We start from the raw sequence: 23,198 nt of genomic DNA, 5'->3' as shown, positions 1-23,198 counted from the left end.
GATCTCAGCTACACCACACTGGCGTGCGGCCAGTTCTCGTTGAGCATCAGTAAGAATTCCGGCTCGGTGACCAACACGATGTTCTGGCCCTGTTTGCGACGCTGGATCACCTCACGCATCTTGCGTTGTTGCATTCGCGGGTCGGTTTCGACATTGACCAGATCTTCGGCCCGGATCCCGTCGCCAATCACCACCATGGTGGTGGAGGCGCCGATCCGAGATTGGGTTTGGGCCCCGTGGGCGGCGGCCTTGTTCTTGGCTTCCTGACGCGACAGGCCCATCATGCCGGTGAACACCACGTGGTGACCATACAGCGGGTGCCGCGGATCTGCTTGTTCATTGGCCGGGGGGTTAATGCCCTCGTTGGGCCAGCGAATCAGATCGGGCAGCTGATCGACGGAGACTGCACCGTTGTTGGCGTCAAACATGCCGGGCATGGTCATTGCGTGTCTGGTGGGACGCGATAATTGGGTGCCGACCTCGCGCGGCCGGAGCACTCTGCGTTGCATGCCCGAGGCGTCCAACAGCGCATCAAATGAGGCGGCGGCCAGTCGTTTGGCGACATCCACGACGATGGCCGCGGCGGCTTTGGCGTCTTCCAGCGCGTTGTGGTGGTTGTTGATGACATAACCGGCCTCGGCTGCCGCAGAGGGCAGCGCGTGGGAGGCCAGTTGATAGTTTTTGCGCGACATGGTCAGGGTGCAGGCAAATTCCATGTGCGGGATCGATCGGTTGGAGACTTCCAGCCCGGACTCGATCACACCGATATCAAAACCGGCGTTGTGGGCCACGACCACATCATCGTCGATAAAGGCATAGAGGTCGTCGAAGTGTTCGGCAAATGCCGGTGCCTCGGCGACTGCCTCGGGGGTAATGCCGTGGATGGCCACGTTGCGCGGGTCGAACCGGTCAAAACCGGCCGGGGGCTTCAACAGGCTGTAGTGGGTGTCGACGAGTTTGCCGTTGCGGTATTTGACCGCGCCGATGGCGCAGGCCGAGCCGCGAAACCCGTTGGCGGTTTCGAAGTCGATGGCGGTGAAGTTCATGCCTTGTTGAGCACACCTGCCAACACTGGTGCTAACGCGCGGAACGCTTTGCCACGATGGGAGATCTCGTTTTTCGTTTCGGGGTCGAGTTCGGCTGCGGTTTTGCCCAGGTGCGGGATTTCGACGATCGGGTCGTAACCAAAGCCGTGCTCACCGCGGGGTTCGAAGGTCAGGTCCCCGGCCATTCGGCCCAGCTCCACGTGCCGGGTTTCGCCGTCTGGAGTCGCGAAGGCAGCGGCACAGACAAACGCCGCGCCGCGGTGCTCAGCATCGATATCTGATAGCTGGGCCAGCAGCAGCTCCATGTTGGCCTGATCATCGCCGTGCTTGCCCGCCCAGCGCGCCGAGAAGATCCCCGGAGCACCGTGCATGACATCCACGGTCAGCCCCGAGTCATCAGCCACGGCGATCAGCCCGGTGGCCGCGGCGGTTTGGGTGGCTTTTTTCAGCGCGTTGGCCTCGAACGTGACGCCGTCCTCAACAACATCCGGGGCATTGACGGTTGCCGCGTCCACGATCTGGGTGGGATCCAACGTCGGGATGGCTTCGGTTAAGATCGCCCGAAGCTCTGCAAGTTTGCCGGCGTTATTCGAAGCCAGCACAATGACGGGGTCCATGAGCTACTCCTGTTCAGCCGGCTGGGCTTGGGCCACTGCGCTCAGAGCTGCCTGCTGGATTTCGGTCAGCCGGGCGGTCCCGGCGACCGCCAAGTCCAACATCTCGTCCAGTTGAGTTCGACTAAACGGCTGTTCTTCGGCGGTCCCCTGAATCTCGATGAACTCCCCGTCGCCGGTTGTTACGACGTTCATGTCGGTGTCGGCGCGCACGTCTTCTTCATAAGGCAGGTCTAACAGCGCGGTGCCGTCGATCATCCCGACGGAAACCGCGGCAACCGAGCCGGTCAGTGGCGTGGCGGTGGACCGAATAATGCGTTGGTCGCGCGCCCATTCAACGGCCAAGGCCAGTGCGACCCAGGCCCCGGTGATGGCTGCGGTGCGCGTCCCGCCGTCGGCTTGAATGACGTCACAGTCGACCACGATGGTGTTTTCACCGAGTGCTTTGGTGTTGACCACGGCGCGCAAGCTCCGACCGATGAGCCGGGAGATTTCTTGGGTGCGACCCGAGACTTTCCCGCGCACGGATTCGCGCGCGGTGCGCGAACCGGTGGCTCGGGGTAGCATCGCGTATTCGGCGGTAACCCAGCCGCGGTTTTTGCCTTTAAGCCAGCGCGGCACACCTTCGGTGAAGCTGGCGGTGCATAAGACTTTCGTGTTCCCGAAGGTCACGATGGCAGAGCCTTCGGCGTGAGCGGACCACCCGGTTTCAATCGAGACCTCTCGGAGTTGGCTGGCGGTGCGGTCATCGGCGCGAGTGAACAAACGTGCTCCTTTTAGACGGTGTAGGTGACGCCCGAGACGGCGACGGCCAATTGTCCATCATACGTCGTGCGGGCTTCTTGCGAGGTGACCAACGGGTCATTCCACACCGGGATATGGGTCAGCAACAACCGTCCGACGCCGGCTGCGGTCGCCATTTCGCCGGCGCGTTTGCCGGTCAGGTGCACGCCATCAATGTCATCATCGCGGCCTTCATGAAACGCGGCTTCGCATAAAAACAGATCGGCGCCGGTGGCGGCTTCGACCAGCCCTGGGGCCGTGTCGGTGTCGCCCGAGTAGGTCAACACGGAGGTCTGGTCACCCTGGGCGGTCGGTTCGGTGGCCTCGACTCGCAGTGCGTAGGCCTCATCGATGGGGTGGCGCACCGGATACGGGGTGATGGTGAACGGCCCGATGCGCACGGGTTGGCGAACTTGCCAGTCGCGGAAGTCAAAGTCTGGGTGCATTCCAGGGTCGGGGTCGAGGCCGTAGGCAATGGCGATGCGATCGGCGGTGTCTGCCGGACCGTAGACGGGAATGCGACCGACATCCCAGCCGTTGGGGTTCCAACGCACCACAATGTGTAATCCGCACAGGTCCATGAAGTGATCGGGATGCAGATGGGACAGCAAAATCGCGTCGATGTCTTCAAGTGCCACGTAGCGCTGGAGTGTGCCTAGTGCTCCGTTGCCCATATCGAGGATGATGCGCCAGGTTTTGGGTGCGCCGTGTTCATCAACCCCGTTGGCTGAGACCAAATAGCACGAGGCCGGAGAGCCCGGACCGGGAAATGAGCCTGATGCGCCAATAATGGTGAGCTGCATATCCTCGATTCCTTTGCGCTAGCGTGCCGCAGATTGACTGCGTGGTGCGGCGATTACCGATAGTGTACCGGTCGGGAATTGCTCAGCGACCGTACGAATCTGCGTTACGCCGCCGACTTCCGGACCAAGGAATCGCTGGGCCAGGTGGGCGAAACTGCCCGGGTCACCGGTGGACATGAACTTATGTCGTGAGCCTGCAGGCGGGTTGTGGCTGGCTGCGCCGGCCGGGTTCTCCAAGCCATGACGAACTAATTCGCGATACACCGCCCGCGCCGTCGACTCCGAGGATGTGACTAAGTTCACCTGCTCCCCCATGACGTAGCTGATGACTCCGGCCAGCAGCGGGTAATGCGTACAACCCAAAATCAGGGTGTCCACGCCGGCGGACTTGAAGGGCGCCAGGTACTGTTCTGCCACGGACAACAGCTCCGGACCGGTGGTGATGCCCTGTTCTACGAATTCGACGAACCGCGGGGCGGCCGCCGAAGTGATCTCTAATTGCGGTGCGGCGGCAAACATATCTTCATAGGCGCCCGACGAAATCGTCGCTTCGGTGCCAATGACACCTACTTTGCCGTTCTGGGTGGAGGTCACGGCCCGCTGGACCGCCGGCTGGATGACCTCGACCACGGGGATCCCGTACGCCTTGGTGTATCGTTCACGGGCGTCGCGCAGGACCGCGGCGGTGGCCGAATTGCACGCGATGACGAGCAGTTTCACCCCGGCGTCGACCAGTTCGTCCATGATCGTCAGCGCCAGGCGACGGACTTGCGCGATGGGTTTGGGGCCATACGGGGTGTTGGCCGTATCGCCCACGTAGACGACGTCCTCGTCGGGAAGCTGATCAATGACGGCCCGCGCCACGGTCAGCCCGCCCACGCCCGAATCGAAAATACCGATGGGCGCTTGAGGGTTCGGCTTGGTCACGATAAATCTCCGATCATTGCCTGCATCAAGGTTTCTTGCAGCCAAGACACAAAGTTGTACAACAACGCCATGTAGCTTTCCACGTCGGTCGCTTGGTCCACCGATCCAATGCGGTGTACCCGTTCGGCGTCGCGTTCGGTTTCAATGTTCAACCGCGACGATAACACCAATCGCACCTGGTTCAAGGCACGGCTAAACGCTTCTGCTTCCTTTTGTGTCAGCATCAGCGACCCGGATTGTATCAGTGCATAAGCTCGCTGGAGGTCTGCAATTTTTTCCTGGCGGATATCGTCTTGGGCCAGTTGACGGAACTGCTCGGAGCCGGCGTCTTCGTCCTCATCAGAGCGAGCATCCGGTAACAAGCGTTTGACGGCTGGATCCGACAGGTCGATGTGGACTTCGTCGTCGGTCAGTGATCCGACAAGATCCCAGAATGCGGCATCGGTGGGTGAATCGTTGTCTTGAGCCGGAGCATCCGGCAGTTGTGCGGTCTCAGCGGCTGGCCGAAATCGGTCGAAGAATTTGGGTTTATCGTCTTCCAAGGGCTCATCGGCGGGGCTGACGCCGCCCAGAAGGGTCAGCACGTCGGAAAATAACGAGCGCAGAATCTGGCGTTCGGGTTTCTCAAGGTAGGCGGAGTACCCGCGCAGCGTGGATTTAAAAGCTAGTGCCATAAGGTGTTCGGTGTCGCATCCTCTAGTTGTTCTGCTCGTAGGTCGCCCACAAACCATACCCGTGCAGCGCGGCGACGTGTCGTTCTGCCTCTTCTTTGGTGCCCTGGGCTACGACGGCTTTACCTTCGTTGTGCACTTGCAGCATCAGCCGATGCGCCACCGCCGAGGAGAACCCAAAGTAGGTGCGAAACACATACGTGACATAACTCATCAGGTTCACCGGGTCGTTCCAGACGATCACCTGCCACGGCTGGGTCGTGGCGGACAACTCTTCGACGGCAAGATCTGGGTCGACATCAACTGCACTGGTAACGGACATGCCCCATATTCTAGGCAACAAGTCGGCACTACGTGGGCTAATTCGTTACCGGCAAGGCCAAAATGTGTTCTCAGTGGGTACAACGGGCTAGTGTTGGATGTGTGAGTAACACACATCGTGGCGACAGCCCCACCTCGTTTTTCACCGACCACTACGAACTGACCATGGTGGACGCGGCTCGCAAAGCCGGTACCGCCGACCGCAAAGCGGTCTTTGAGTTATTCGCTCGCCGACTCCCGACGGGCCGAAGATACGGTGTCAGCGCAGGTCAAGGGCGGTTCTTAGAAGGATTGGCCAATTTTCGTTTCGATGATGAGCACCTAGGATTCCTATCCGATCACCAAGTGGTCTCCGAGGACACCCTGAATTGGTTGGCGCAATACCGGTTTACCGGCGACATCTACGCCTATGCCGAAGGTGAACCGTATTTCCCCTATTCGCCGATCATGCAGGTCGAAGCAACATTTGCCGAAGCCGTGATCTTAGAGACCTACTTATTGTCGGTACACAATTACGACACCGCAGTTGCTTCGGCGGCTTCCCGCATGACGCGTGCTGCCGGTGGTCGTCCTTGCATCGAAATGGGCTCCCGTCGAGCCCATGAAGAAGCCGCTGCCGCTGCCGCTCGAGCAGCCGCCATCGCCGGTTTCGCTTCAACGTCAAACTTAGCGGCGGGGTTACGGTACGGCATCACAACCGCCGGGACTGCTGCCCACTCCTTTACCTTGCTGCACGATGATGAGCGAGCGGCTTTTCAAGCCCAAGTAGATGCCATGGGAAATAAGACCTCCCTGTTGGTCGATACCTACGACATCGAAACCGGTATTCGCAACGCGGTGGATATCGCCGGTCCCGAGCTGGCGTTTGTGCGCATCGATTCGGGTGACCTGTTAGAAGAGGCCCACCACGCCCGTCGGCTGCTCGATGACCTCGGCAACACCAACACGGGTATCGTGGTCACCTCCGATCTTGACGAGTACGCCATCGCCGGGCTGCGTTCTGCTCCGGTCGATTCCTACGGGGTCGGCACCCAGCTGGTCACCGGCTCGGGCGCCCCCACAGCCTCGCTGGTCTATAAGCTCACCACCCGCCAGGACGCCAACGGGAAATGGGTTGATGTCCACAAACAGGCTGAGGGTAAGGCCAGTCGTGGCGGACGCAAATACGCAACCCGGCGCTACGATGACGGCGTGGCGGCCGCAGAAGTCGTCGTTGCCAGTGACGAACCGCAGTGGGATAAACATCACCGTCCCTTGGTCCACAAGGTGGTCGACCAGGGTGAGGTGGACACAGATCACATCGGTGCGGGCGCCGTTGAGCGGGCCGCAGCACGCCACGAAGAAGCAGTCTCCGAGCTTCCACCGACCGCGCGTCGACTACAAGATGGTGAACCCGCCATTCCAACCGAATTTCAACTACACTAGGCTTCCCGGTCACCTAAACCGGGCACTACACTCCAACACAAAGGATTTATCACCATGCACGCTCTGATCATCGTGGATGTCCAACAGGACTTTTGCGAAGGCGGCACTCTCGCTGTAGAAGGCGGGGCACAGACGGCTGCATTGATCACCGAATATATGAACCAGTGCGGCAACAAATACCATGTTGTTGCCACCACACGTGACTGGCATATTGATCCGGGTCCGCATTTTTCTGAGACGCCTGACTACGAAAACTCTTGGCCGGTGCACTGCGTGGCCGGCAGCCCCGGAGCGGAACTCCACGAAAACCTAGATACCGAAGATATCGTGGCCGAATTTCTTAAGGGCCAATATAATGACGGCTATTCGGGCTTTGACGGTGTGCTCGGTGAGCCCGATATCGTCCGAAGCCAGGACGGTATGGCTGGCCCGTATGGAGCGACCGCTGCTGCAGCAGCCGCTACCGACGACAGCTCCATCACCATGGACGATTGGTTGCGCGAACACGACGTAGAACGCATTACCGTTGTGGGCATCGCGACGGATCACTGTGTGCGAGCCACCGCGATCGATGCTTCTGATGCGGGTTACGAAGTCCGGGTTTTGACGAACCTAACCGTCGGCGTCTCCGAAGACTCAACCGAGGCCGCATTAGAAGAAATGGAAGATGCCGGCGTGATGCTTTCCGAGTGGCCGGGGGCAGGCGCCTTCGCGCACTAAATATCAAAAAAAGATCGGGACCGTGCTGGTTGCAGTTTAAGCTCGCACCAGCACGGTATTTTCTGAACACAGTCCCTGGCGCTCTGTGAGTCCCTCCTGCTAGGTGTGGATTCCGCCTTTGCTTTTCCACAAAACACTGTTTTCCCTTATCATGTCCCACCCGGTGGCTAGCATTAAGGGTATGGAAACAGCAGTTGAGATGGCAGATCTGGTCCAGGAGTTCATTGATTCCCTGGCCGAGTTGCCGCCTGCTGCGTCCGAAGAAGAGAACATTGACCGGTTGCAGCATCTGGAGCGCGCCAAGCGGGCGTTGGCTGCTGCCCAAGCCACGGCGACGAATGCGTTTGTCGAACAGCGCAAGGCCCATGAGGCCGGCATGCGGATCACCACCTCAGAGCAACTCAAAGGCATTGAAGCTGAAGTCGGCCTAGCCCGTGGGGAGTCGCCGTTTGTTGGGGCCGCCCTGACGTATACGGCCACCGCCTTGTGTAACGTCCTCCCGAATACCTATGCGGCGCTAGCTGCTGGGCGCATGAGTGAATATCATGCCCGGATCGTGGCCGAACAAACCAGCCATCTCTCGGATGCCCACCGCCGGGAGATTGATGGGCTAATTGCCCACCGGTTAGGCAAAGCCTCTTCTTCCCAGCTACGCAAACTCATCCAAGGCCACGCCTACCGGCTAGACCGCAAAGCGGCTGAACAACGCGCCGCGCAAAATCAGCGAGACCGCCGAGTGTGCTTGGATCCGGGCAGCGACGGCATCTCGTATCTGACCGCCGAACTGCCGACTCACCAGGCGGTAGCAGTCATGGACGCGCTGCAGCAACAAACGAATAGGCGCTTGGCCGCCCAACGCCGGCGTCAGACTCAGGCCGCAGCCGCCGGTGACACCCCCGAGGCTGAGCCCTGAAGCCGGGATCAGACCATGGCTGATCTCTTCGTCGAACTGCTCACCGGGCAGACCACCGCCGACGGGGTCACCGCTGAAGTCGTGGTCGTGATGCACGATAGCAGCTTGTTTGGTGATGATGATGTGCCGGCCTGGATTCCCGGCCACGGACCGCTACCCGCCGGGATGGTCAAACACTGGTTAGCCGACCCGCAAGCGGCGAAGTTTTTCCGACGCATGTACACCCGAGCCACCGATGGCCAACTCGTGGCACTGGAGTCCAAACGCCGCCACTTCCCTGAGGGGTTGTCGAAGATGTTGGCCATCCGGGATGATACCTGCGCCACCCCCTGGTGCAATAGCCCGGTCGAGGACGCTGACCACCGGAAACCCTGGGCACACGGTGGCACCACCAGCTGGGCCAATGCCACCGGGCTGTGTAAACGCTGTAACCAACGCAAAGAAAACCGAGGCTGGTCCTATTCGGGCACTCCAGACGAGCTGACCGTCACCACTCCGACGGGGCATCAATACACGGTGCCCACCCGGCCGCCGATCAGCCAGCTGCGCCATGACACTACCGATCCACCCATCGGCCCCATCGACATCGCCTGGCCCGCCGCAGCCTAACCCCACCATGCCACCATGCCCTTCTGAGGGTGCGCCTCTCGGAATACTGCAGACGCGGTGGCACAAGCATTACTGTCTGAATCATGACACTGCTCGTCAACTTACAACGGTGCCGTAAGTTCGACACGTTGTCGCATCCCCTGCGTGGGAGATTGCTAGAAAATGTTCTGCTGCCCCGCCGCTTCGAGCAATGCTGTCCTAGACTTATGAGTCCAGGCGGTCTGTATCGGAAAAGAGCATGCGATGGCGTACTACCAAAAAGATCCAGCTGATTTTACTCCCGATGATTTGCGCGATCCGCTAATAGATGCAGCAACTCTCTATCGACTCGCGGAGCAACGCCCTGACCTGTGGCCCTATATACTGCGACATCCGCAGGTATATCCCGACTTGGCGGATTATATTCAGCAGAGCAATCCGGACTTTCCGCCACCGCCACCACCAGGTGGCACCCAGTCTTACGGTTTACCATCTGCGTCGCCACATGATTATCAACCGTACGACACCTCGCTGGGCCTTGATGTCCAACCACCGCTCACGCCCACCGAGGAAAAGACCTGGGGGTGTGGTGATGCCCCTGGGTGCGATTTTCATCGGATTTATTTCCCCGCTGCTCGTGTGGTTAATCTTTCGCGAGCGCAGCCGCCTGGTCGACCTCCAGGGACGGCACGCACTGAACTGGACTATCAGCTATGCAATTTACTGGATCGGCGCTTGGATTCTGACGAGCATTCTCATCGGCTACCTGATCATGGCCGCGCTGATCATCTTCGATCTAGTGGTCTTGATCATCGCCGCAGTAAAGGCCAGCGACCGTCAGGCATGGCGTTACCCACTAGCTATCCAATTCTTCAACACACCTGGACGCTAGCGCTTCCCTAGAATGCGGGACTACTTGCGGCCGACGAACCAACCCTGAACTGTCTCTAAACGCTTTTCGATCTGTTCCTTGGTTGCCTGTGCCACCGCAGGACCACCGGATATTTCACGCAATTGGTTGTGAATGACCCCGTGTGGAGTTCCTGAGCGTGCAGACCATGCGGCCACAGAGGAAGATAGCTTTTTTCGCAGCTCTTTTAGCTGGCGATGGTCTACCACGTCCGCTTGAGCTTTTGCACGGGGTTGACGCTTGAGTTGTTCGGCCTGCCGCTGCTTCAACAAAGTGGACACCTGGTCAGCGTCAAGCAGCCCGGGAATACCAAGGAAGTCGAGTTCCTCTTCGGAACCAACCGCTCCCCCGGTCCCGAATTCGCCGCCGTCAAAGAGCACCTTATCGAACAGAGCTTGGGATTCCAGCGCCTGGAATTTTGCGCCCGTTAGCGACGAGGAGGCAGAGTCTTCCCGGTTGGCTTCGCGCAGCAGATCTTCTTCCGGGGCATCTTCAAGGTCTTCAACCGACACTCCGGTATCAATTTCTAGTGCGTGATCGCGTTCTTCTTCCATCTCGTTGGCCAACTCCATGAGCTTGGGCACCGATGGTAAAAAGACCGACGCGGTTTCGCCACGTTTCCGCGAACGAACGAAACGGCCTACGGCCTGCGCGAAAAACATCGGAGTTGAGGTGGAGGTCGCATACACACCCACGCATAGGCGCGGGACGTCGACACCTTCCGACACCATACGTACCGCGACCATCCACCGCTGGTTACCCTCAGCAAACTCTTCGATCTTGCTCGACGCGGTTGGGTCGTCGGATAAGACCGTGGTGACTTTCTCGCCGGAAAGTTTTTCTAAGATCGCCGCGTACGCTCGGGCGTCCTCATGGTCGGTAGCAATAACTAGCCCGCCAGCATCAGGCACATTGCGCCGGACTTCGGTCAGACGATGATCAGCGGCCTTGAGCACCGACGGGATCCATTCGCCTTTGGGGTTCAGTGCGGTGCGCCAGGCGTTAGCGGTCATATCCTTGGTGGCGGCTTCACCCAGTTGGGCTTCCATGACCTCACCGGTGGAAGTTTGCCAACGCATTTGCCCTGAATAGGCCATAAAGATGACCGGACGCACCACGTAGTCACGCAGAGCCGGGCCATAGCCATAGGTGTAGTCGGCTTTCGAGCGCAACACCCCGGTGCCGTCATCGACGTAGTCTACGAACGGAATTTGGGCATCATCAGAGCGGAACGGCGTACCGGTGAGCGACAGGCGCCGTGCCGCGGGTTCAAACGCCTCACGAATGGCCTCACCCCAGGACAAGGCATCCCCACCGTGGTGCACTTCGTCCAGGATCACCAGCGTTTTTGCCGCTTCGGTCCGGTTGCGGTGCAAAATGGGTTTCGACGCGACCTGCGCGTACGTCAGGGCCACACCCATGTACTCGGCGCCGTGACGGCCATCCGCGTTTTTAAAGTTTGGGTCAATCGCGAGGCCGATACGAGCTGCCGAATCGGCCCACTGGCTTTTGAGGTGCTCAGTGGGGGCTACGACGGTCACCCGTGAGATGACACCGGATTCGTACAACATCTTGGCTACCCGCAGCGCGAAGGTCGTTTTACCGGCGCCGGGGGTCGCTACGGTCATGAAGTCTTTGCGCGGTTTTTCAAAGTAGAGTTCCAGGGCTTCTTGCTGCCACTGCCGAAGTTTGGGTGCGGTGCCCCATGCGGCCCGTTCCGGTAGGGCGGGTGGGAGGTCTTCTCCGATATGAAACAGCGCATCACTCATGAGTGATTACACAGCCTCCTTCATGGCCTGAGATGTTGTAGACATAACAAATAATGACCACCAGGGTATGGTGGTCAAAATTTGTGTGGTGCTATCTTATTTGTTGCGACCAAACCCGAAGAAGCCACGGCCTTTGCCGGAGCCTTCGGAGTCGTCCCCTGATTCTAGCTCGTCCCAAATCTCTTGGCAGGAGGGACACATGGGGAACCGTTCTGGGTCGCGTGATGGCACCCAGACTTTTCCGCAGAGCGCAACGACGGGGGTGCCATTGATAATGGCTTCCGTCAGTTTGTCTTTAGGAACGAAGTGCTTGAAGCGTTCATGGTCACCGGGTTCGGTGGCTTGGAGCTGTTCTTCGCGCTCCAGCACGCCGGTTGCGCCACCGTTGGGATCTTCGTGTGGATCGTGATCAGTGGATGAAGCGTACACGGAGTTCATCGGATTCATGCCTTCCATTGTAGTCGGAGACGCAGCAGAGACGCCTCTAGGACAGACTGTGTGTGCTCAGTATAACGCTGTGACCTTGACGATGGACTGATACGTTTCTGGAAGCGACCGTTCGTACCATTTTGCCCCAAGGCGGACCCCGACCCACAGGATCCCGAGACCGTAGACCGCACCAACCAGCAGCGTCACGATGCCCCACAGCTGACTGTCGGTCACAACGGCTACGATGGCCAAGACGATTACCGGCGCTGACAGGAGGATCTGGGCGGTCATGCCGAGTGTTTGGACGAGCATGGTACGCCCCAGTCCACCTTCGGGTGAGGCCATCACTGAGGTGCCCGGCGGCGGCACCGGGTAGATGTAGCGTGCAGAAAGCACCGCAGACAAACCAGTCCCCACAAACAACACGCCGACGCTCAGCCCCAACCAGGCTGCTAACTGATGTGGCACACCGGTGCCAATCGTCATCGCGATCGTCACGACCACCACCAGCGGCAACGCCCAGGTCAACAACGCAAGCACCCGCCCGAGCCGGTCGTCGATGCCACGGACCCCGGAGGTGATGTGCAGCGAGAAACCGGTGGAGTCATAGGACAGGTCCGCTGAAATCGAAAACGCCAGCATGTAGGCAATCAGCGCGGGCAGAATTTTGATGAAACTCGAGAGGAAATCGATATCCAGCACGGTTGTTTCTAACACACCAAAGAGGATGAAAATCCCGACGATCACCAAGCTGGCGGAATACCGGGGATCTTTGAACCAGTACAGCAAAGCGCGCGCCCAAATGGCTTGCATCGGGGTTTTGGTCCGCCCGATCAGGCCCAGCCCGGCTTGTTCACGCTGTTGCTCCCCAGCGGTGCCTGCGGTACGGGTAGCGCGGTTGAGCAGCGCTTCATAGGCCAGGACGAGAACGGCAAGATACACCAGCATGACTACCATATGCAGGCCGGCCAATCCCCATTGACCTTGGGCAACGAACCACGGCAGGGCCAAGAAGCCGCCCGGGGTAAAAGCCACCCACATCGCTATGGTCGGCAAGATGTCCACGAACTGTTGGATAGTTTCAATCGCGCCGAAGAGCACGAAACCACCCAACATCAACGGCACCAAGACGATCAGTTGCAGCGCATCGCGGACTGCTCGTTTGGAGATGACATTGGTCATCAGCCCAACAAAGACTTGCATTGCCATGACACACAGCAAGGTTCCCAGGATGGTGGCGATCACCCCGGCCAGGATTGCGGCCGGGTGCCAGCCCCACAGGACCGCGCCGGTGAAGAGCAGCACGAACGTGCCGATCCCAGTGGGTGCCACTACCCCACCGAGCACCACGCCACTGATGAATTGTTTATTCGGGATGGCGAATGGCAAAAAGTTTTTGGGGTTAGTAAAGGGATTACTGGCTGACGAGACGATTGGGCCCACGATCCACACGACCAGTACTAGCGCGGCGGCCAGTACCAACACCCCACCCCGGTTCGCGTAGCTGAGTTCATCGATGGGCGTTATCGCGACCACGATGGCTACCAGATAGGCCAGAGCAATCAAATACAAATAACCCAGGACCGAAAAAATCGCTCCGATGGTGGCACCAACGGAGCGGCGCAAACCGTTCCAGGTCAGCCGGTATCGCAACCGGATTAGGTGTGAAACCATGACAGGCCCTCCCCGGCATGTTCGGTGGAGACCATCGACACGAAACGATCTTCTAAGGACATGCCGGCAGTGACGTCTGCCATCGGGCCGGAAGCAAGGACTTCACCGCGATCTATCACAGCTACGTGATCACAGGTGCGTTCCACGAGGTCCATCACGTGTGATGAGATCATCACGGTACCGCCCGAGGCGACGTAGTCGTTGAGGATTGCCCGGATGCGTGCCGACGATACGGGGTCGACGGCCTCAAATGGCTCGTCCAAGACCAGCACATGCGGGGAATGAATCATGGCTGCGGCCAGACCGATCTTTTTCGTCATGCCCGCTGAGTAGTCGGCCACCATCTTGTTGGCGGCATCTTCTAAGTCCATAACTCGTAAGAGGTCAGGGACGCGTTCTGCTACCACTTCGGCATCCATGCCGCGTAGTAGACCCGAGTAGGTGATCAGTTGGGCTCCGGTGAGTCGAGGGAACACGACTGCCCCGTCGACGAGCACTCCCAGAATGGCTTTAGCATCATGGGGCGCTTGCCACATGTCAAAGCCGTGGAGCCACACTTGACCGTGGTCGGGCCGCAACAGTCCGGTCATCATGGACATGGTGGTGGTCTTGCCGGCGCCATTTGGGCCCACGAAACCATAAAAAGACCCGGCCGGGATGGTCAGGTCGATGCCGTTGACGGCGACTTTCTCGCCGAATTGTTTTCCCAAAGCTCGGATGACCACGGCGTGGTGCGGATCCACCAGGGCTGCTTTTTCTAACATGCCTCCAGTGTAAAACGACTTGGGGCAAAATTATCCCCTGTCCGAGAGAATTCTCATCCGGACAGGGGACGTCAGCATTGTGTAACTCAGGTGAGCATCTCGATTTAGAACAATGCAGCAGCAAGCTTCCGGCGCGAAGCCGAAACCCGCTCATCGTGGTCGCCCACGACGGTGTAAAGCTCCAACAGGTGTTTTCTGGCCGTGTCTTTATCGTCACCAGCACTGCGAGCAATGAACGACACCAGACGATCGAAGGCATCTTGGACATGACCGCCGTAGAGGTCCAGATCAGCTACCGCGATCTGGGCTTGAACGTCGTCTGGGTGGTCAGCAGCATTTGCTCGAACTTGCTGGGCATCGACGTTTGCGGTGCGTTGCATCAAGGCCACCTGGGCCTTGCCCGAGATGGCCTGTTCGTCCTGCGGGTTTTCGGCCAGTGCTTTGTCGTAGGCGGCAATGGCGGCATCGAAGTCGCCTGCCTGGAGCGCGTCAGCGGCTTCTTGATGCAGCGGTGGCAGCACTGCTTGGCCCTCGGCATTGGTGGCTTCAACGAGCGGTGGGACGGTGCCGGCAAGTCCGGCTTGAACTGCTGAGGCGTTAATTTCATCCAGCAACTTTTCCAGCTGGTCGGCGCTGACTGCCTCGTTGAACAGCGGTAGGGCTTGTTGACCCATGAGCGCAATGACCATCGGGGCCGAGGGCACACCGAACATCTGGAGTAGTTCCGGATGTCGTTCGGTATTTATTCGCCCCATCACCATACGCCCGGCGCGTGCATCAATTGCCGGCTGCAGTACCGCGTCAATCTGGTTGGATGCTGGATTCGAAGGGGCTGCCAGGTGGATAATCAGCGGCACGCTGGCTGCGTGTTGCAACAAGGTCTGCAAGGACTGCTGATCGACGTCATCCAGGACCCAAGACTGTTCGGACCCGCCGGTCGAGCTGTTCGACGATTGGGCTGGGATGTTCGACAGGTCGATGGCGTCGCGAGAATGCGACGGGGTCGAATCTGGTGAATTGTTAGGCTGCTGCGTCATAATCCTCTTCTTGTCAGATCGAACTCGTGGAATTACTGTCCAGTCTAGTGGCCCGGTCAGTCAACGGTAGATTGGACGGTCTCATATCCGACCAGCGAAATTTCCCCTTCGGCCGGAATGTGGAGGGCAAACTGTTCGCGGTAGCGAATGCGAACCTGGTCTTCAGCCTCATCGGTTGAGAAGTCGCCCATTTCTTGCGTGAGCGGGTTTAACGTCACCGTGGCGTCCTCCTCCGGCATCAACGATTCCAGCGAGTTCATCGCACCAAAGACCAAGGCCGAGCCATCTTGCAGGCGCACCGCGTTCACGGAGTCATCGAACACTGACCGAGATATCGAGACGTCGGTATCGTGCTCGCCGTGGGTTTCTTCCAGCTCGGCTTGATGATTGTGAATCAGGTCGATCCATTCGTTATCCGCGATCGAATCGGCTGCCTCTGCGTCGGGGTCGGTGAGATAGTCAGCTAGCGCTTCGATCGCAGCATCTGGGCTCATAACTAAGCCGGCTGCTTCATCCCCGGGGATTTCTTCGACTTCTTCGTCGGAGAGATTCCCGGCGGGAATTTCGGCCCCCGGAGCAAAGGGCGCGTTACTAATGAGCTGATATTGCGCACGAGGATCCTGTTGACGCAGCACCAGCAACTGGATCTCAGCACCGTCTTCATCGGTGGTCACTGCATAGATCGTGCGGGGGAACGAATCGTCGCGTTCCATCCACGCGGCCAAGATTTGGTCCGATGCGATCGTATTTGGCTGAGCATAATCGTCTTCGATGCCCAGGTTGCCGTAGAAGTTTTCCCGAACTCGTAACGCCTGACCCGCTACGCGGCCGGTCAGGACGTCAGCATCGAGCTCGTCATCGCCGCGCTGCACCGTGGCCGCCACCGCGTCGAGGATGCGCTCAAGCTGCGTATCGACAACGACCGGGAAGGTCTCGGTCTCTTCAGCATCGGCTTCGTCTTCAATTTGTTCTTCATCGATCTGTTCTTCGATGTCTTCGTTTTCGGGTTCGGTCGGCTCTGCGTGGGCAGGACCAATTCCCAAGCCAGCTGCGAGCCCCAGAGCGGTTAGCGCTGTGACGGTACGACGCAGAAATCCACTGTCTCGAGGCTTACCGTCGTCGTCCGTGTCATCTTGGACCGGCAACGTCTCGGTCGGCTCGTCCGCATCTGGCGCAGTCGACCCACCACTGAAGTCGTCGGAATCATTAGGTGTATCGCTGTCGTCCGGGTCTGCTTCCGGGGAGGTCTCCTCCGGTGTGGCAGGATCGGAAACAGCAAGGTCGGGGTCGTCGCCACCGGCTTCCTCGATCAGGGTGGCATCCTGGGTCTTGGTCACCGGTTCGCCCGTCTGAACCTGTTGAATCGACATGATTTCTTGGGTCGAGTCGGTGTCAGCCCGCACATCCGCTGCGGTCAAGCCGGTGTAGTCGCCTCGGACCGCGGCACGGCGCCCTGAAGTGCGCTTGGCGCGGCGACGGAATTCCAGAAAGCGCCAGATGAGCAGCGCTATCCCGACCAGTATCAGAACGATGCCGGCGATCATCAGCGGGGTAATCAGCGGCGAGTTCGGTTCGACATTGACCCAGGAGACACTGAAATCTGCGGGTGCCGGCGCGGTACCGTCAGCAGCGATCAACAGCGCCCACTGTCCGGCGTCGCTACTGGTCCAGCGTTGGGTCACCTCATCGGTGACGTCTTGAGTAGCCAACCAAAGATCCGAGTTGACCGGATTTGGGACCTCAGCTTCACCATCGACGTACGTGATGTTGACGGTTGGATCTTCGCCACGCGCCACATCGGTGTTGACCCCGTCGATACGATTATGGGCGGCATCGCCAACCCAGGCTTCGACGTCTCGGAGCTGGCCGTACATGAGGGTGAACTCGCCGTCTCCCGTGACGGTGTATTCGATCGAATCATCCGGGTCGACATCGATACCTTCGGTGACGATGGTCAGCGGAGCCTCTTGCGTGTCTTGGGTGGTGGCGTTGAATTCAGCTGGCGGCGCCCAGATTGTTTGGAGTCCAACGGATACTAAGATCGCCACCACGCCAAGGATGATGGCGCCGATACCGCCCAGAGATTTCAAAACCTGCCACCTTTGTTCATACGCTTTTCGGTTTGGCGCACCTGTGCAGATGCCACCCGGCTAGCTTTCCATCATAGTAGCAATCCGGGCTCCACCGCGCCGGTTGGGTCTGCCCGGTTGACCCTGTGCTGCCGTAATGTATTAAGCGTGGCCGAAAAACCAACACCACGCCAGAATATGGCGAATGCGCTCAAGAACCTCAAGGGGCGCATTACTGGTGCCCGGGGGCGATTGGCCGGCCGACGTGCACAACAACAGTTCACCCTGCCCGATCCCGAGGACTACCCAACCACGCCGATCGTCGAAGGGGTCGAAGAGATAGCCTCCGATTCGCCGGTCGTGGTCGCGGCCGAAGTCGTCTCCCGCCCCATCCGCACCGGTTTTTTGCTCACCGTCGGGGTGGGGCTGGCCCTGGCCCTGTATGTGTTGGTCTCATCCAACGTCCAATTGTTGGTGTGGATTCTGGCCGCACTCTTTATTACCTTGGGGTTGGATCCCGTCGTATCGAAGATCCAGTCCTGGGGTGCGCCACGAGGTGTGGGGGTCTTAGTCGCAGTGGCGCTCCTCGTGGGTATCGCGACGCTTTTTCTTTCCGCGTTGGTCCCGGTCATCGTGGAACAGGCCAGCGAATTTGTGCAAAGGCTGCCGACCGTGGTCTCGGACTTTATCGAATCCGAGTTCTTCCGGTCGATTGACGACGAGTTCGATGTCGCCACGGTTATCACCACCGAGGTCAACCGGTTTGTCGCGGACAGTACCAACCTCAGCAATCTGCTGGGCGGCATTTTGGGTGTCGGTACCGCCATCTTGAATGTGGGCTTCTCCGTGCTGATCGTCGTGGTGTTGACGCTGTACTTTTTGGCATCACTACCCACGATCAAAGCCTGGATGTACCGACTGGCGCCTCGCTCGCGCCGCCAGCGCCTTGAGTATTTATCTGAGAAAATCACCGGTTCGGTGGGACATTATGTGGTCGGCCAATCGCTGGTGGCCACCCTCAATGGCGTCGTGGCCTTCATCGCGGTGTCGGTTGCGGGGCTGCAATACGTCGCATTATTGGCGATTTTTGCAGCGTTTATGGCATTCATTCCGTTGGTGGGCGCGGTGACGGGCGGGATTGTGATCACCGCGTTAGCGTTCCTTGCCGGATGGCAATCCGCGTTGATTTTCGCCATCATCTACTTTATTTATTTACAAGTTGAGGCCTATCTCATTTCGCCGCGTATCATGCAACGCACCGTCGCCATCCCGGGCTCGCTCGCTGTTATCGGGGTCATTGCGGGCGGCTCGCTGTTAGGGGTGTTGGGCGCGCTAATGGCTATCCCCACCGTGGCCGGCATCTTGGTGTTGGTTCGGGAGCTCTATGTCCCGTATCAGGACGCGCGCTAGCGTAAATCCTGCTGACGGTTTTTCCAGCAGGCGGAGTGCCAGTGTCGCCGCTGCTGCCCGGCATCTTCGTCGCCCATCAACCAGTCCGATCGCCAGGCCACCACGTGCGGTTGTCCCTGCGGGATCATTCCCAGACAGCCCGGACACGTATACTCTTTGACCGCACGCCAGGACGTCACGTGCCGGACATGCCACCCTCCGTCGAATGCTTGTTCGTGGGTGTAATTCGTATCGCCGAGGGCCCGGGAGACTCCTGAGGAAGCGCTGCTGCGATGCTTTCTGCCACGTTTCGGGTTCTGATCCCGACGGCGCTTGTTCTTCCGAGCCATGACACTATTGTCACATACTCGCGGGTCCCCAGCGCTGGGCTACGAAGCGTAAAACACCCACTAGACTAAAGCTCGTTATGCGACTTGTCATTGCCGAATGTTCTGTCACTTATGCCGGCCGGTTGGACGCCTATCTCCCACCGGCTAAACGCCTGGTCATGTTCAAAGCCGACGGGGCCGTCCTCGTCCACTCCGACGGCGGCTCATATAAACCGCTGAACTGGATGACCCCACCGGCCAAAGTCTTGGTGTCTGAACCGACCCAGACGCAGGCGGATGAAGGCATCACCGAGGTGTGGACCGTCCAATCCCAGAAAGCCGATGACCGGCTGATCATTAGCGTGTATTCCGTCGAACACGACTCGTCTCACGAGCTGGGGGTCGATCCAGGGCTGGTCAAAGACGGCGTCGAGGCCGATCTGCAGCGGCTCTTAGCCGAGCAGATACACCGACTCGGCGACGGGTACCAGCTCATCCGTCGCGAGTATATGACCGCCATTGGCCCGGTGGACATTCTGGCGAAAAATGGTACCGGTGAAACGGTTGCCGTCGAGCTAAAGCGCCGCGGTGACATCGACGGGGTCGAACAGCTCTCGCGGTATGTGGAGCTATTGAACCGTGATCCGCTACTTGCACCCGTCCACGGGATTTTTGCGGCCCAGCAAATCAAACCACAGGCCCGGGTGCTAGCTGAAGATCGCGGGTTCACCACCGTCACGCTTGATTACGATGCCATGCGAGGCGTCGACGATGCCGACTCCCGACTCTTCTAACTCCTGCGCCCAAACCTTCATCGACCGCCACATCCACGGCATCGCGGGCGTGGATTTCGCGACCTCCCCGCTCCCACACATCCGTGATGCGCTCACGTTACTGGCAACGCGACGTACCGCAACGGTCACCGCTTCCCTACCGACCCTTGATTTACCGGCCCTGAGCGACGCCTGCGAACGTCTCCAAGAACTCCACTCCGCTGGACTGGTAGCCGGGGTGCATCTGGAGGGCCCATTTCTTGCCCCAGACTTTTCCGGCGCACACCCGCACCATGCCCTTCAAACCCCCAACTCGGACTCAGGGCAGCGCTATCTGGAGTACGTTCTTGGGCAGCAGCGGGACACGGGTATATTCACCATGATGACCTTGGCACCCGAACTGCCCGGAGCCCAAAAGCTGATCGAACAACTAGTGCAGCATGGCATTGAGCCGGCGCTGGGACACACCGGAGCCAACTACGAGCAGATGCGAAAGGCAATCAGCCAGATCCATGCGCTCACCGGCCGCCCGGTGATGATCACGCATGTCTATAACGCCATGCGTGGGTTCCATCATCGCGATCCCGGCCCCTTGCTTGCGGTGGTCGAAGCAGCACAGAACCAACGGGTGACCGTCGAGTTGATCGCCGACGGGATCCACGTCGACCTGGGCCTCGTACGCTGGTGGTTTCAACACTATCCTGAGACCGTGCGGTTGGTATCGGACGCGTCAGCAGCAACCCCCGTCCCGGGACACGCGGCGATTCCTGATGCCACCTTCCGGCTCGGGCACGCTGTGCTCAGCGGGAATGTGGATAATGGTCCCCGGCTTTCAGACGGACGAACGATCGCGTCGGGTGGCAAAGACTTGCTGGCCATTCACGACGATCTCGTGGCGGCAGGGTTCGACCACGCGCTTGTGTGCGCGGCGATGCGCTGAGTTAAAGGACAATGCCCTCCGGACCAGGTTGTACCTCATCCGGAGGGCATGTAATCAAAGGACCCTCGGTTAGCGGGCCATCCACGTACCAACTAACCAACGGTGCAATGTGTTCTTAGAAGTAGCGTCGTCGCTGACGCCTGCGGGGCGCTTCCCGCCAATGGCCGATCCCGACTGCGGGACCGGATTCATACCAGGTAGTCAGCTCGGACGCGTGTTCTTGCGCGGCAGCGATCGTGATGTGGCGCCCGGTCTCCACGTTCTCCAACTGTAGCCACGCCCGCATGCGGGTGCGGCGCGGAGCACGAGTCACTTCCAGATAGTGCCGCGGCACGGTCAAGCGCGGTCGTGGCCAGATCGAATACACCGAGAAAATCTCCACGGAGTATTCGTTATAGGACACGACCACGGGTCGACCGGGTTGGTTTGTCTCATGGTCCGAGACCAGACGCGCATTGAAGGACCCCGGCGTTCGTAGCAGCGTGAATAGTCGCCAAGCGAATATCACTACGACTACGAACGCTAACAGGGCGGCTGCAAGAAGCGTCCAGGCCAGCCACGACGGCATTTAGGCTGACAGCTCCGCTTGTGTGGCAGCGATGGTCACCCGATCGTTGTCCACGGAGAAGAACCCACCATTGGCCTGCGCGGTGATGGCCTCACCATCGGCTGCTTCGATCACGACTTCGCCGTCACCCAGCACTGCAAGCAGCGGTTGGTGACCCGGCAGAATCCCGATCTCGCCGTCAATGGTTCGAGCTGATACGGAGCGGGCTTGCCCGGACCACAAGAAGTGGTCCTCGGCTACGATTTCGACATTCAGAAGGTTATCGGCCATAGGTTAGCCTTCCTTCTGGATTTTCGCCCATTCGCGCTCAACGTCTTCCAGGCCACCAACGTTGTAGAAGGCCTGCTCAGCAACATGGTCAAGGTCGCCGTCAGCGATGGCCTTGAAGCCTTCGATGGTGTCCTTGATCGGTACGGTTGAGCCTTCAACACCGGTGAACTGCTTGGCGGTATAGGTGTTCTGGGACAGGAACTGTTCCATCTTGCGTGCACGACCAACGGTCACACGGTCTTCTTCGGACAGTTCGTCCACACCCAGAATCGCGATGATGTCTTGCAGTTCCTTGTTCTTCTGCAGGATCTGCTTGACGCGGGTGGCGGTTTCGTAGTGCTCCTGCCCAACATACTGTGGATCCAGAATGCGCGAGGTCGAAGCCAACGGGTCAACCGCTGGGTACAGACCACGCGAAGCCAGGTCACGAGTCAAGTTCGTGGTCGCATCCAAGTGGGCGAACACGTTGGCTGGGGCAGGGTCGGTGTAGTCGTCAGCTGGTACGTAGACGGCCTGCATCGAGGTAATCGAGTGACCACGAGTCGAGGTAATACGTTCCTGCAGGATGCCCATTTCGTCAGCCAAGTTTGGCTGGTAACCCACAGCGGAAGGCATACGACCCAGCAGGGTCGAAACTTCCATACCGGCCTGCGAGAAACGGAAAATGTTGTCAATGAACAACAACACGTCCTGCTTCTGGATATCGCGGAAGTACTCGGCCATGGTCAAACCGGTCAAGGCCACACGCAAACGGGTGCCAGGTGGTTCGTCCATCTGGCCGAACACCAAAGCGGTGTCCTTGAGCACGTCGGCTTCATCCATTTCAACCCAGAGGTCGTTCCCCTCACGGGTACGCTCGCCAACGCCAGCGAATACGGAAGTACCACCGAAGTTGCGAGCAACACGGGTGATCATTTCCTGAATTAGAACGGTTTTACCAACACCAGCACCACCGAACAGACCAATCTTTCCACCCTGAATGTAGGGGGTCAGCAGGTCGATGACCTTGATACCGGTCTCCATCATCTGGGTGGAGGCTTCAAGGTCAGCGAAGTTTGGTGGCTGACGGTGAATCGGCCAGCGTTCCTGAACATCAAGTTCAGAGATATCAACGTCCAGGGAGTCGCCCAGGGCGTTGAAGATGTGACCCTTGACGACGTCGCCGACAGGAACCGAAATTGGGGCGCCGGTGTCGACAACTTCCTGGCCACGAACCAGACCGTCGGTGGCCTGCATGGCGATCGCGCGGACCATGTTTTCGCCCAGGTGCTGGGCGGTTTCGAAGGTTACCGTGGTGGTTTTGCCTTCGAGGGTTAGTTGTACTTTGAGCGCGTTGTAAATCTCCGGCATCGCATCGGCTGGGAATTCAGCGTCGATGACCGGACCGGTAATGCGGGCGATACGGCCCACGGCGCCGGTGGTGGCCCCGGTACCGGATTCGTTAATGGTGGCAGTCATGTAACTCA

At 59.1% G+C, this 23,198-nt stretch carries 25 protein-coding genes and 1 pseudogene; 9 read left to right on the top strand and 17 right to left on the bottom strand.

Annotated features, from left to right (window positions below; translation table 11 throughout):
• Positions 1–8: 8 nt before the first annotated feature.
• Genes J2S62_RS05345 through clpS form a run of 7 tightly spaced genes read right to left on the bottom strand, consistent with a single transcriptional unit; the run spans position 9 to position 5,166 of the window.
• A complete protein-coding gene (locus J2S62_RS05345; protein WP_310172265.1) occupies positions 9–1,046 on the bottom strand; it encodes an exonuclease domain-containing protein in 1,038 nt (345 codons plus the stop codon).
• The gene (rdgB, locus tag J2S62_RS05340) at positions 1,043–1,663 is read right to left on the bottom strand and encodes an RdgB/HAM1 family non-canonical purine NTP pyrophosphatase (RefSeq protein ID WP_310172262.1); all 621 of its coding nucleotides are present in this window, start codon (positions 1,661–1,663) and stop codon (positions 1,043–1,045) included. The genes J2S62_RS05345 and rdgB overlap by 4 nt, the downstream gene beginning before the upstream one ends.
• A 3-nt stretch (positions 1,664–1,666) precedes the next feature.
• Positions 1,667–2,425 carry a ribonuclease PH gene (gene rph / locus J2S62_RS05335; protein WP_310172259.1) on the bottom strand — a complete coding sequence of 253 codons (759 nt, stop codon included), beginning with the start codon at positions 2,423–2,425 and terminating at the stop codon, positions 1,667–1,669.
• 11 nt (positions 2,426–2,436) lie between these two features.
• Entirely contained in the window at positions 2,437–3,246 is an 810-nt protein-coding gene (locus J2S62_RS05330) for an MBL fold metallo-hydrolase (RefSeq protein ID WP_310172257.1), read from the bottom strand.
• An 18-nt stretch (positions 3,247–3,264) separates the two neighbouring features.
• The gene (murI, locus tag J2S62_RS05325) at positions 3,265–4,173 is read right to left on the bottom strand and encodes a glutamate racemase (RefSeq protein WP_310172254.1); all 909 of its coding nucleotides are present in this window, start codon (positions 4,171–4,173) and stop codon (positions 3,265–3,267) included.
• Complete coding sequence (locus J2S62_RS05320; RefSeq protein WP_310172252.1) at positions 4,170–4,847, bottom strand: DUF2017 family protein; 678 nt, start codon at positions 4,845–4,847, stop codon at positions 4,170–4,172. Before J2S62_RS05320 ends, murI begins: the two co-directional genes overlap by 4 nt.
• A gap of 22 nt (positions 4,848–4,869) precedes the next feature.
• Positions 4,870–5,166 carry an ATP-dependent Clp protease adapter ClpS gene (gene clpS, locus J2S62_RS05315; RefSeq protein WP_310172249.1) on the bottom strand — a complete coding sequence of 99 codons (297 nt, stop codon included), beginning with the start codon at positions 5,164–5,166 and terminating at the stop codon, positions 4,870–4,872.
• Positions 5,167–5,267: 101 nt separating this feature from the next.
• Between clpS and J2S62_RS05310 the strand changes: the two genes are divergently transcribed.
• From J2S62_RS05310 to J2S62_RS05290, 6 genes and pseudogenes are all read left to right on the top strand, one after another.
• Positions 5,268–6,590 (top strand): nicotinate phosphoribosyltransferase, encoded by a 1,323-nt coding sequence (locus tag J2S62_RS05310; RefSeq protein WP_310172246.1) that lies wholly within the window; start codon positions 5,268–5,270, stop codon positions 6,588–6,590.
• Positions 6,591–6,644: 54 nt separating this feature from the next.
• Positions 6,645–7,310: an isochorismatase family protein gene (locus tag J2S62_RS05305; RefSeq protein ID WP_310172245.1), complete on the top strand. Its 666-nt coding sequence runs from the start codon at positions 6,645–6,647 to the stop codon at positions 7,308–7,310.
• Positions 7,311–7,491: 181 nt separating this feature from the next.
• Entirely contained in the window at positions 7,492–8,223 is a 732-nt protein-coding gene (locus J2S62_RS05300; protein WP_310172242.1) for a DUF222 domain-containing protein, read from the top strand.
• Between the two features lie 15 nt (positions 8,224–8,238).
• Positions 8,239–8,832 (top strand): HNH endonuclease, encoded by a 594-nt coding sequence (locus tag J2S62_RS05295; RefSeq protein WP_310172239.1) that lies wholly within the window; start codon positions 8,239–8,241, stop codon positions 8,830–8,832.
• Between the two features lie 243 nt (positions 8,833–9,075).
• Positions 9,076–9,237: pseudogene (locus tag J2S62_RS13610) on the top strand (variant leucine-rich repeat-containing protein); the annotation flags it as partial.
• Between the two features lie 166 nt (positions 9,238–9,403).
• Positions 9,404–9,703: a DUF4870 domain-containing protein gene (locus J2S62_RS05290; RefSeq protein ID WP_310175730.1), complete on the top strand. Its 300-nt coding sequence runs from the start codon at positions 9,404–9,406 to the stop codon at positions 9,701–9,703.
• A gap of 20 nt (positions 9,704–9,723) precedes the next feature.
• On the opposite strand, the gene J2S62_RS05285 is transcribed toward J2S62_RS05290, so the two are convergent.
• The 6 genes from J2S62_RS05285 to J2S62_RS05260 all read right to left on the bottom strand — a co-directional run bounded on the left by J2S62_RS05285 (position 9,724) and on the right by J2S62_RS05260 (position 17,484).
• A complete protein-coding gene (locus J2S62_RS05285; RefSeq protein WP_310172236.1) occupies positions 9,724–11,490 on the bottom strand; it encodes a DEAD/DEAH box helicase in 1,767 nt (588 codons plus the stop codon).
• Between the two features lie 96 nt (positions 11,491–11,586).
• Entirely contained in the window at positions 11,587–11,937 is a 351-nt protein-coding gene (locus J2S62_RS05280; RefSeq protein ID WP_407649905.1) for a DUF3039 domain-containing protein, read from the bottom strand.
• 57 nt (positions 11,938–11,994) lie between these two features.
• Positions 11,995–13,593, bottom strand: a complete 1,599-nt coding sequence (locus tag J2S62_RS05275) for a hypothetical protein (protein ID WP_310172233.1) — start codon at positions 13,591–13,593, stop codon at positions 11,995–11,997.
• Entirely contained in the window at positions 13,578–14,357 is a 780-nt protein-coding gene (locus J2S62_RS05270; RefSeq protein WP_310172230.1) for an ABC transporter ATP-binding protein, read from the bottom strand. Before J2S62_RS05270 ends, J2S62_RS05275 begins: the two co-directional genes overlap by 16 nt.
• A 104-nt stretch (positions 14,358–14,461) precedes the next feature.
• Positions 14,462–15,394 carry a tetratricopeptide repeat protein gene (locus J2S62_RS05265; protein WP_310172227.1) on the bottom strand — a complete coding sequence of 311 codons (933 nt, stop codon included), beginning with the start codon at positions 15,392–15,394 and terminating at the stop codon, positions 14,462–14,464.
• A 56-nt stretch (positions 15,395–15,450) separates the two neighbouring features.
• The gene (locus J2S62_RS05260; protein ID WP_310172222.1) at positions 15,451–17,484 is read right to left on the bottom strand and encodes a hypothetical protein; all 2,034 of its coding nucleotides are present in this window, start codon (positions 17,482–17,484) and stop codon (positions 15,451–15,453) included.
• Between the two features lie 147 nt (positions 17,485–17,631).
• Between J2S62_RS05260 and J2S62_RS05255 the strand changes: the two genes are divergently transcribed.
• Positions 17,632–18,873 carry an AI-2E family transporter gene (locus J2S62_RS05255; RefSeq protein WP_310172219.1) on the top strand — a complete coding sequence of 414 codons (1,242 nt, stop codon included), beginning with the start codon at positions 17,632–17,634 and terminating at the stop codon, positions 18,871–18,873.
• Here J2S62_RS05255 and J2S62_RS05250 read toward each other — a convergent pair.
• Positions 18,870–19,202 (bottom strand): hypothetical protein, encoded by a 333-nt coding sequence (locus J2S62_RS05250; protein ID WP_310172216.1) that lies wholly within the window; start codon positions 19,200–19,202, stop codon positions 18,870–18,872. The two genes, J2S62_RS05255 and J2S62_RS05250, sit on opposite strands and share 4 nt — an antisense overlap.
• 77 nt (positions 19,203–19,279) lie before the next feature.
• Here J2S62_RS05250 and nucS point away from each other — a divergent pair, with 77 nt between their 5' ends.
• Together nucS and J2S62_RS05240 are read left to right on the top strand one after the other, a co-directional pair.
• Entirely contained in the window at positions 19,280–19,975 is a 696-nt protein-coding gene (nucS, locus tag J2S62_RS05245) for an endonuclease NucS (protein WP_310172214.1), read from the top strand.
• Positions 19,953–20,894 (top strand): hypothetical protein, encoded by a 942-nt coding sequence (locus tag J2S62_RS05240; protein WP_310172212.1) that lies wholly within the window; start codon positions 19,953–19,955, stop codon positions 20,892–20,894. Before nucS ends, J2S62_RS05240 begins: the two co-directional genes overlap by 23 nt.
• Positions 20,895–21,009: 115 nt before the next feature.
• On the opposite strand, the gene J2S62_RS05235 is transcribed toward J2S62_RS05240, so the two are convergent.
• From J2S62_RS05235 to atpD, 3 genes are read right to left on the bottom strand one after another with little or no spacing between them, the layout of a single operon-like run.
• The gene (locus tag J2S62_RS05235; protein ID WP_310172210.1) at positions 21,010–21,462 is read right to left on the bottom strand and encodes a DUF2550 family protein; all 453 of its coding nucleotides are present in this window, start codon (positions 21,460–21,462) and stop codon (positions 21,010–21,012) included.
• The gene (locus J2S62_RS05230) at positions 21,463–21,732 is read right to left on the bottom strand and encodes a F0F1 ATP synthase subunit epsilon (RefSeq protein ID WP_310172207.1); all 270 of its coding nucleotides are present in this window, start codon (positions 21,730–21,732) and stop codon (positions 21,463–21,465) included. It lies immediately after the preceding gene.
• Between the two features lie 3 nt (positions 21,733–21,735).
• Positions 21,736–23,190, bottom strand: a complete 1,455-nt coding sequence (gene atpD / locus J2S62_RS05225; protein ID WP_310172205.1) for a F0F1 ATP synthase subunit beta — start codon at positions 23,188–23,190, stop codon at positions 21,736–21,738.
• Between the last annotated feature and the right edge of the window lie 8 nt (positions 23,191–23,198).

The organism is Enteractinococcus fodinae, assembly GCF_031458395.1.
Lineage (GTDB): Bacteria > Actinomycetota > Actinomycetes > Actinomycetales > Micrococcaceae > Yaniella > Yaniella fodinae.
This window is presented reverse-complemented; position numbering and strand designations above follow the sequence as displayed.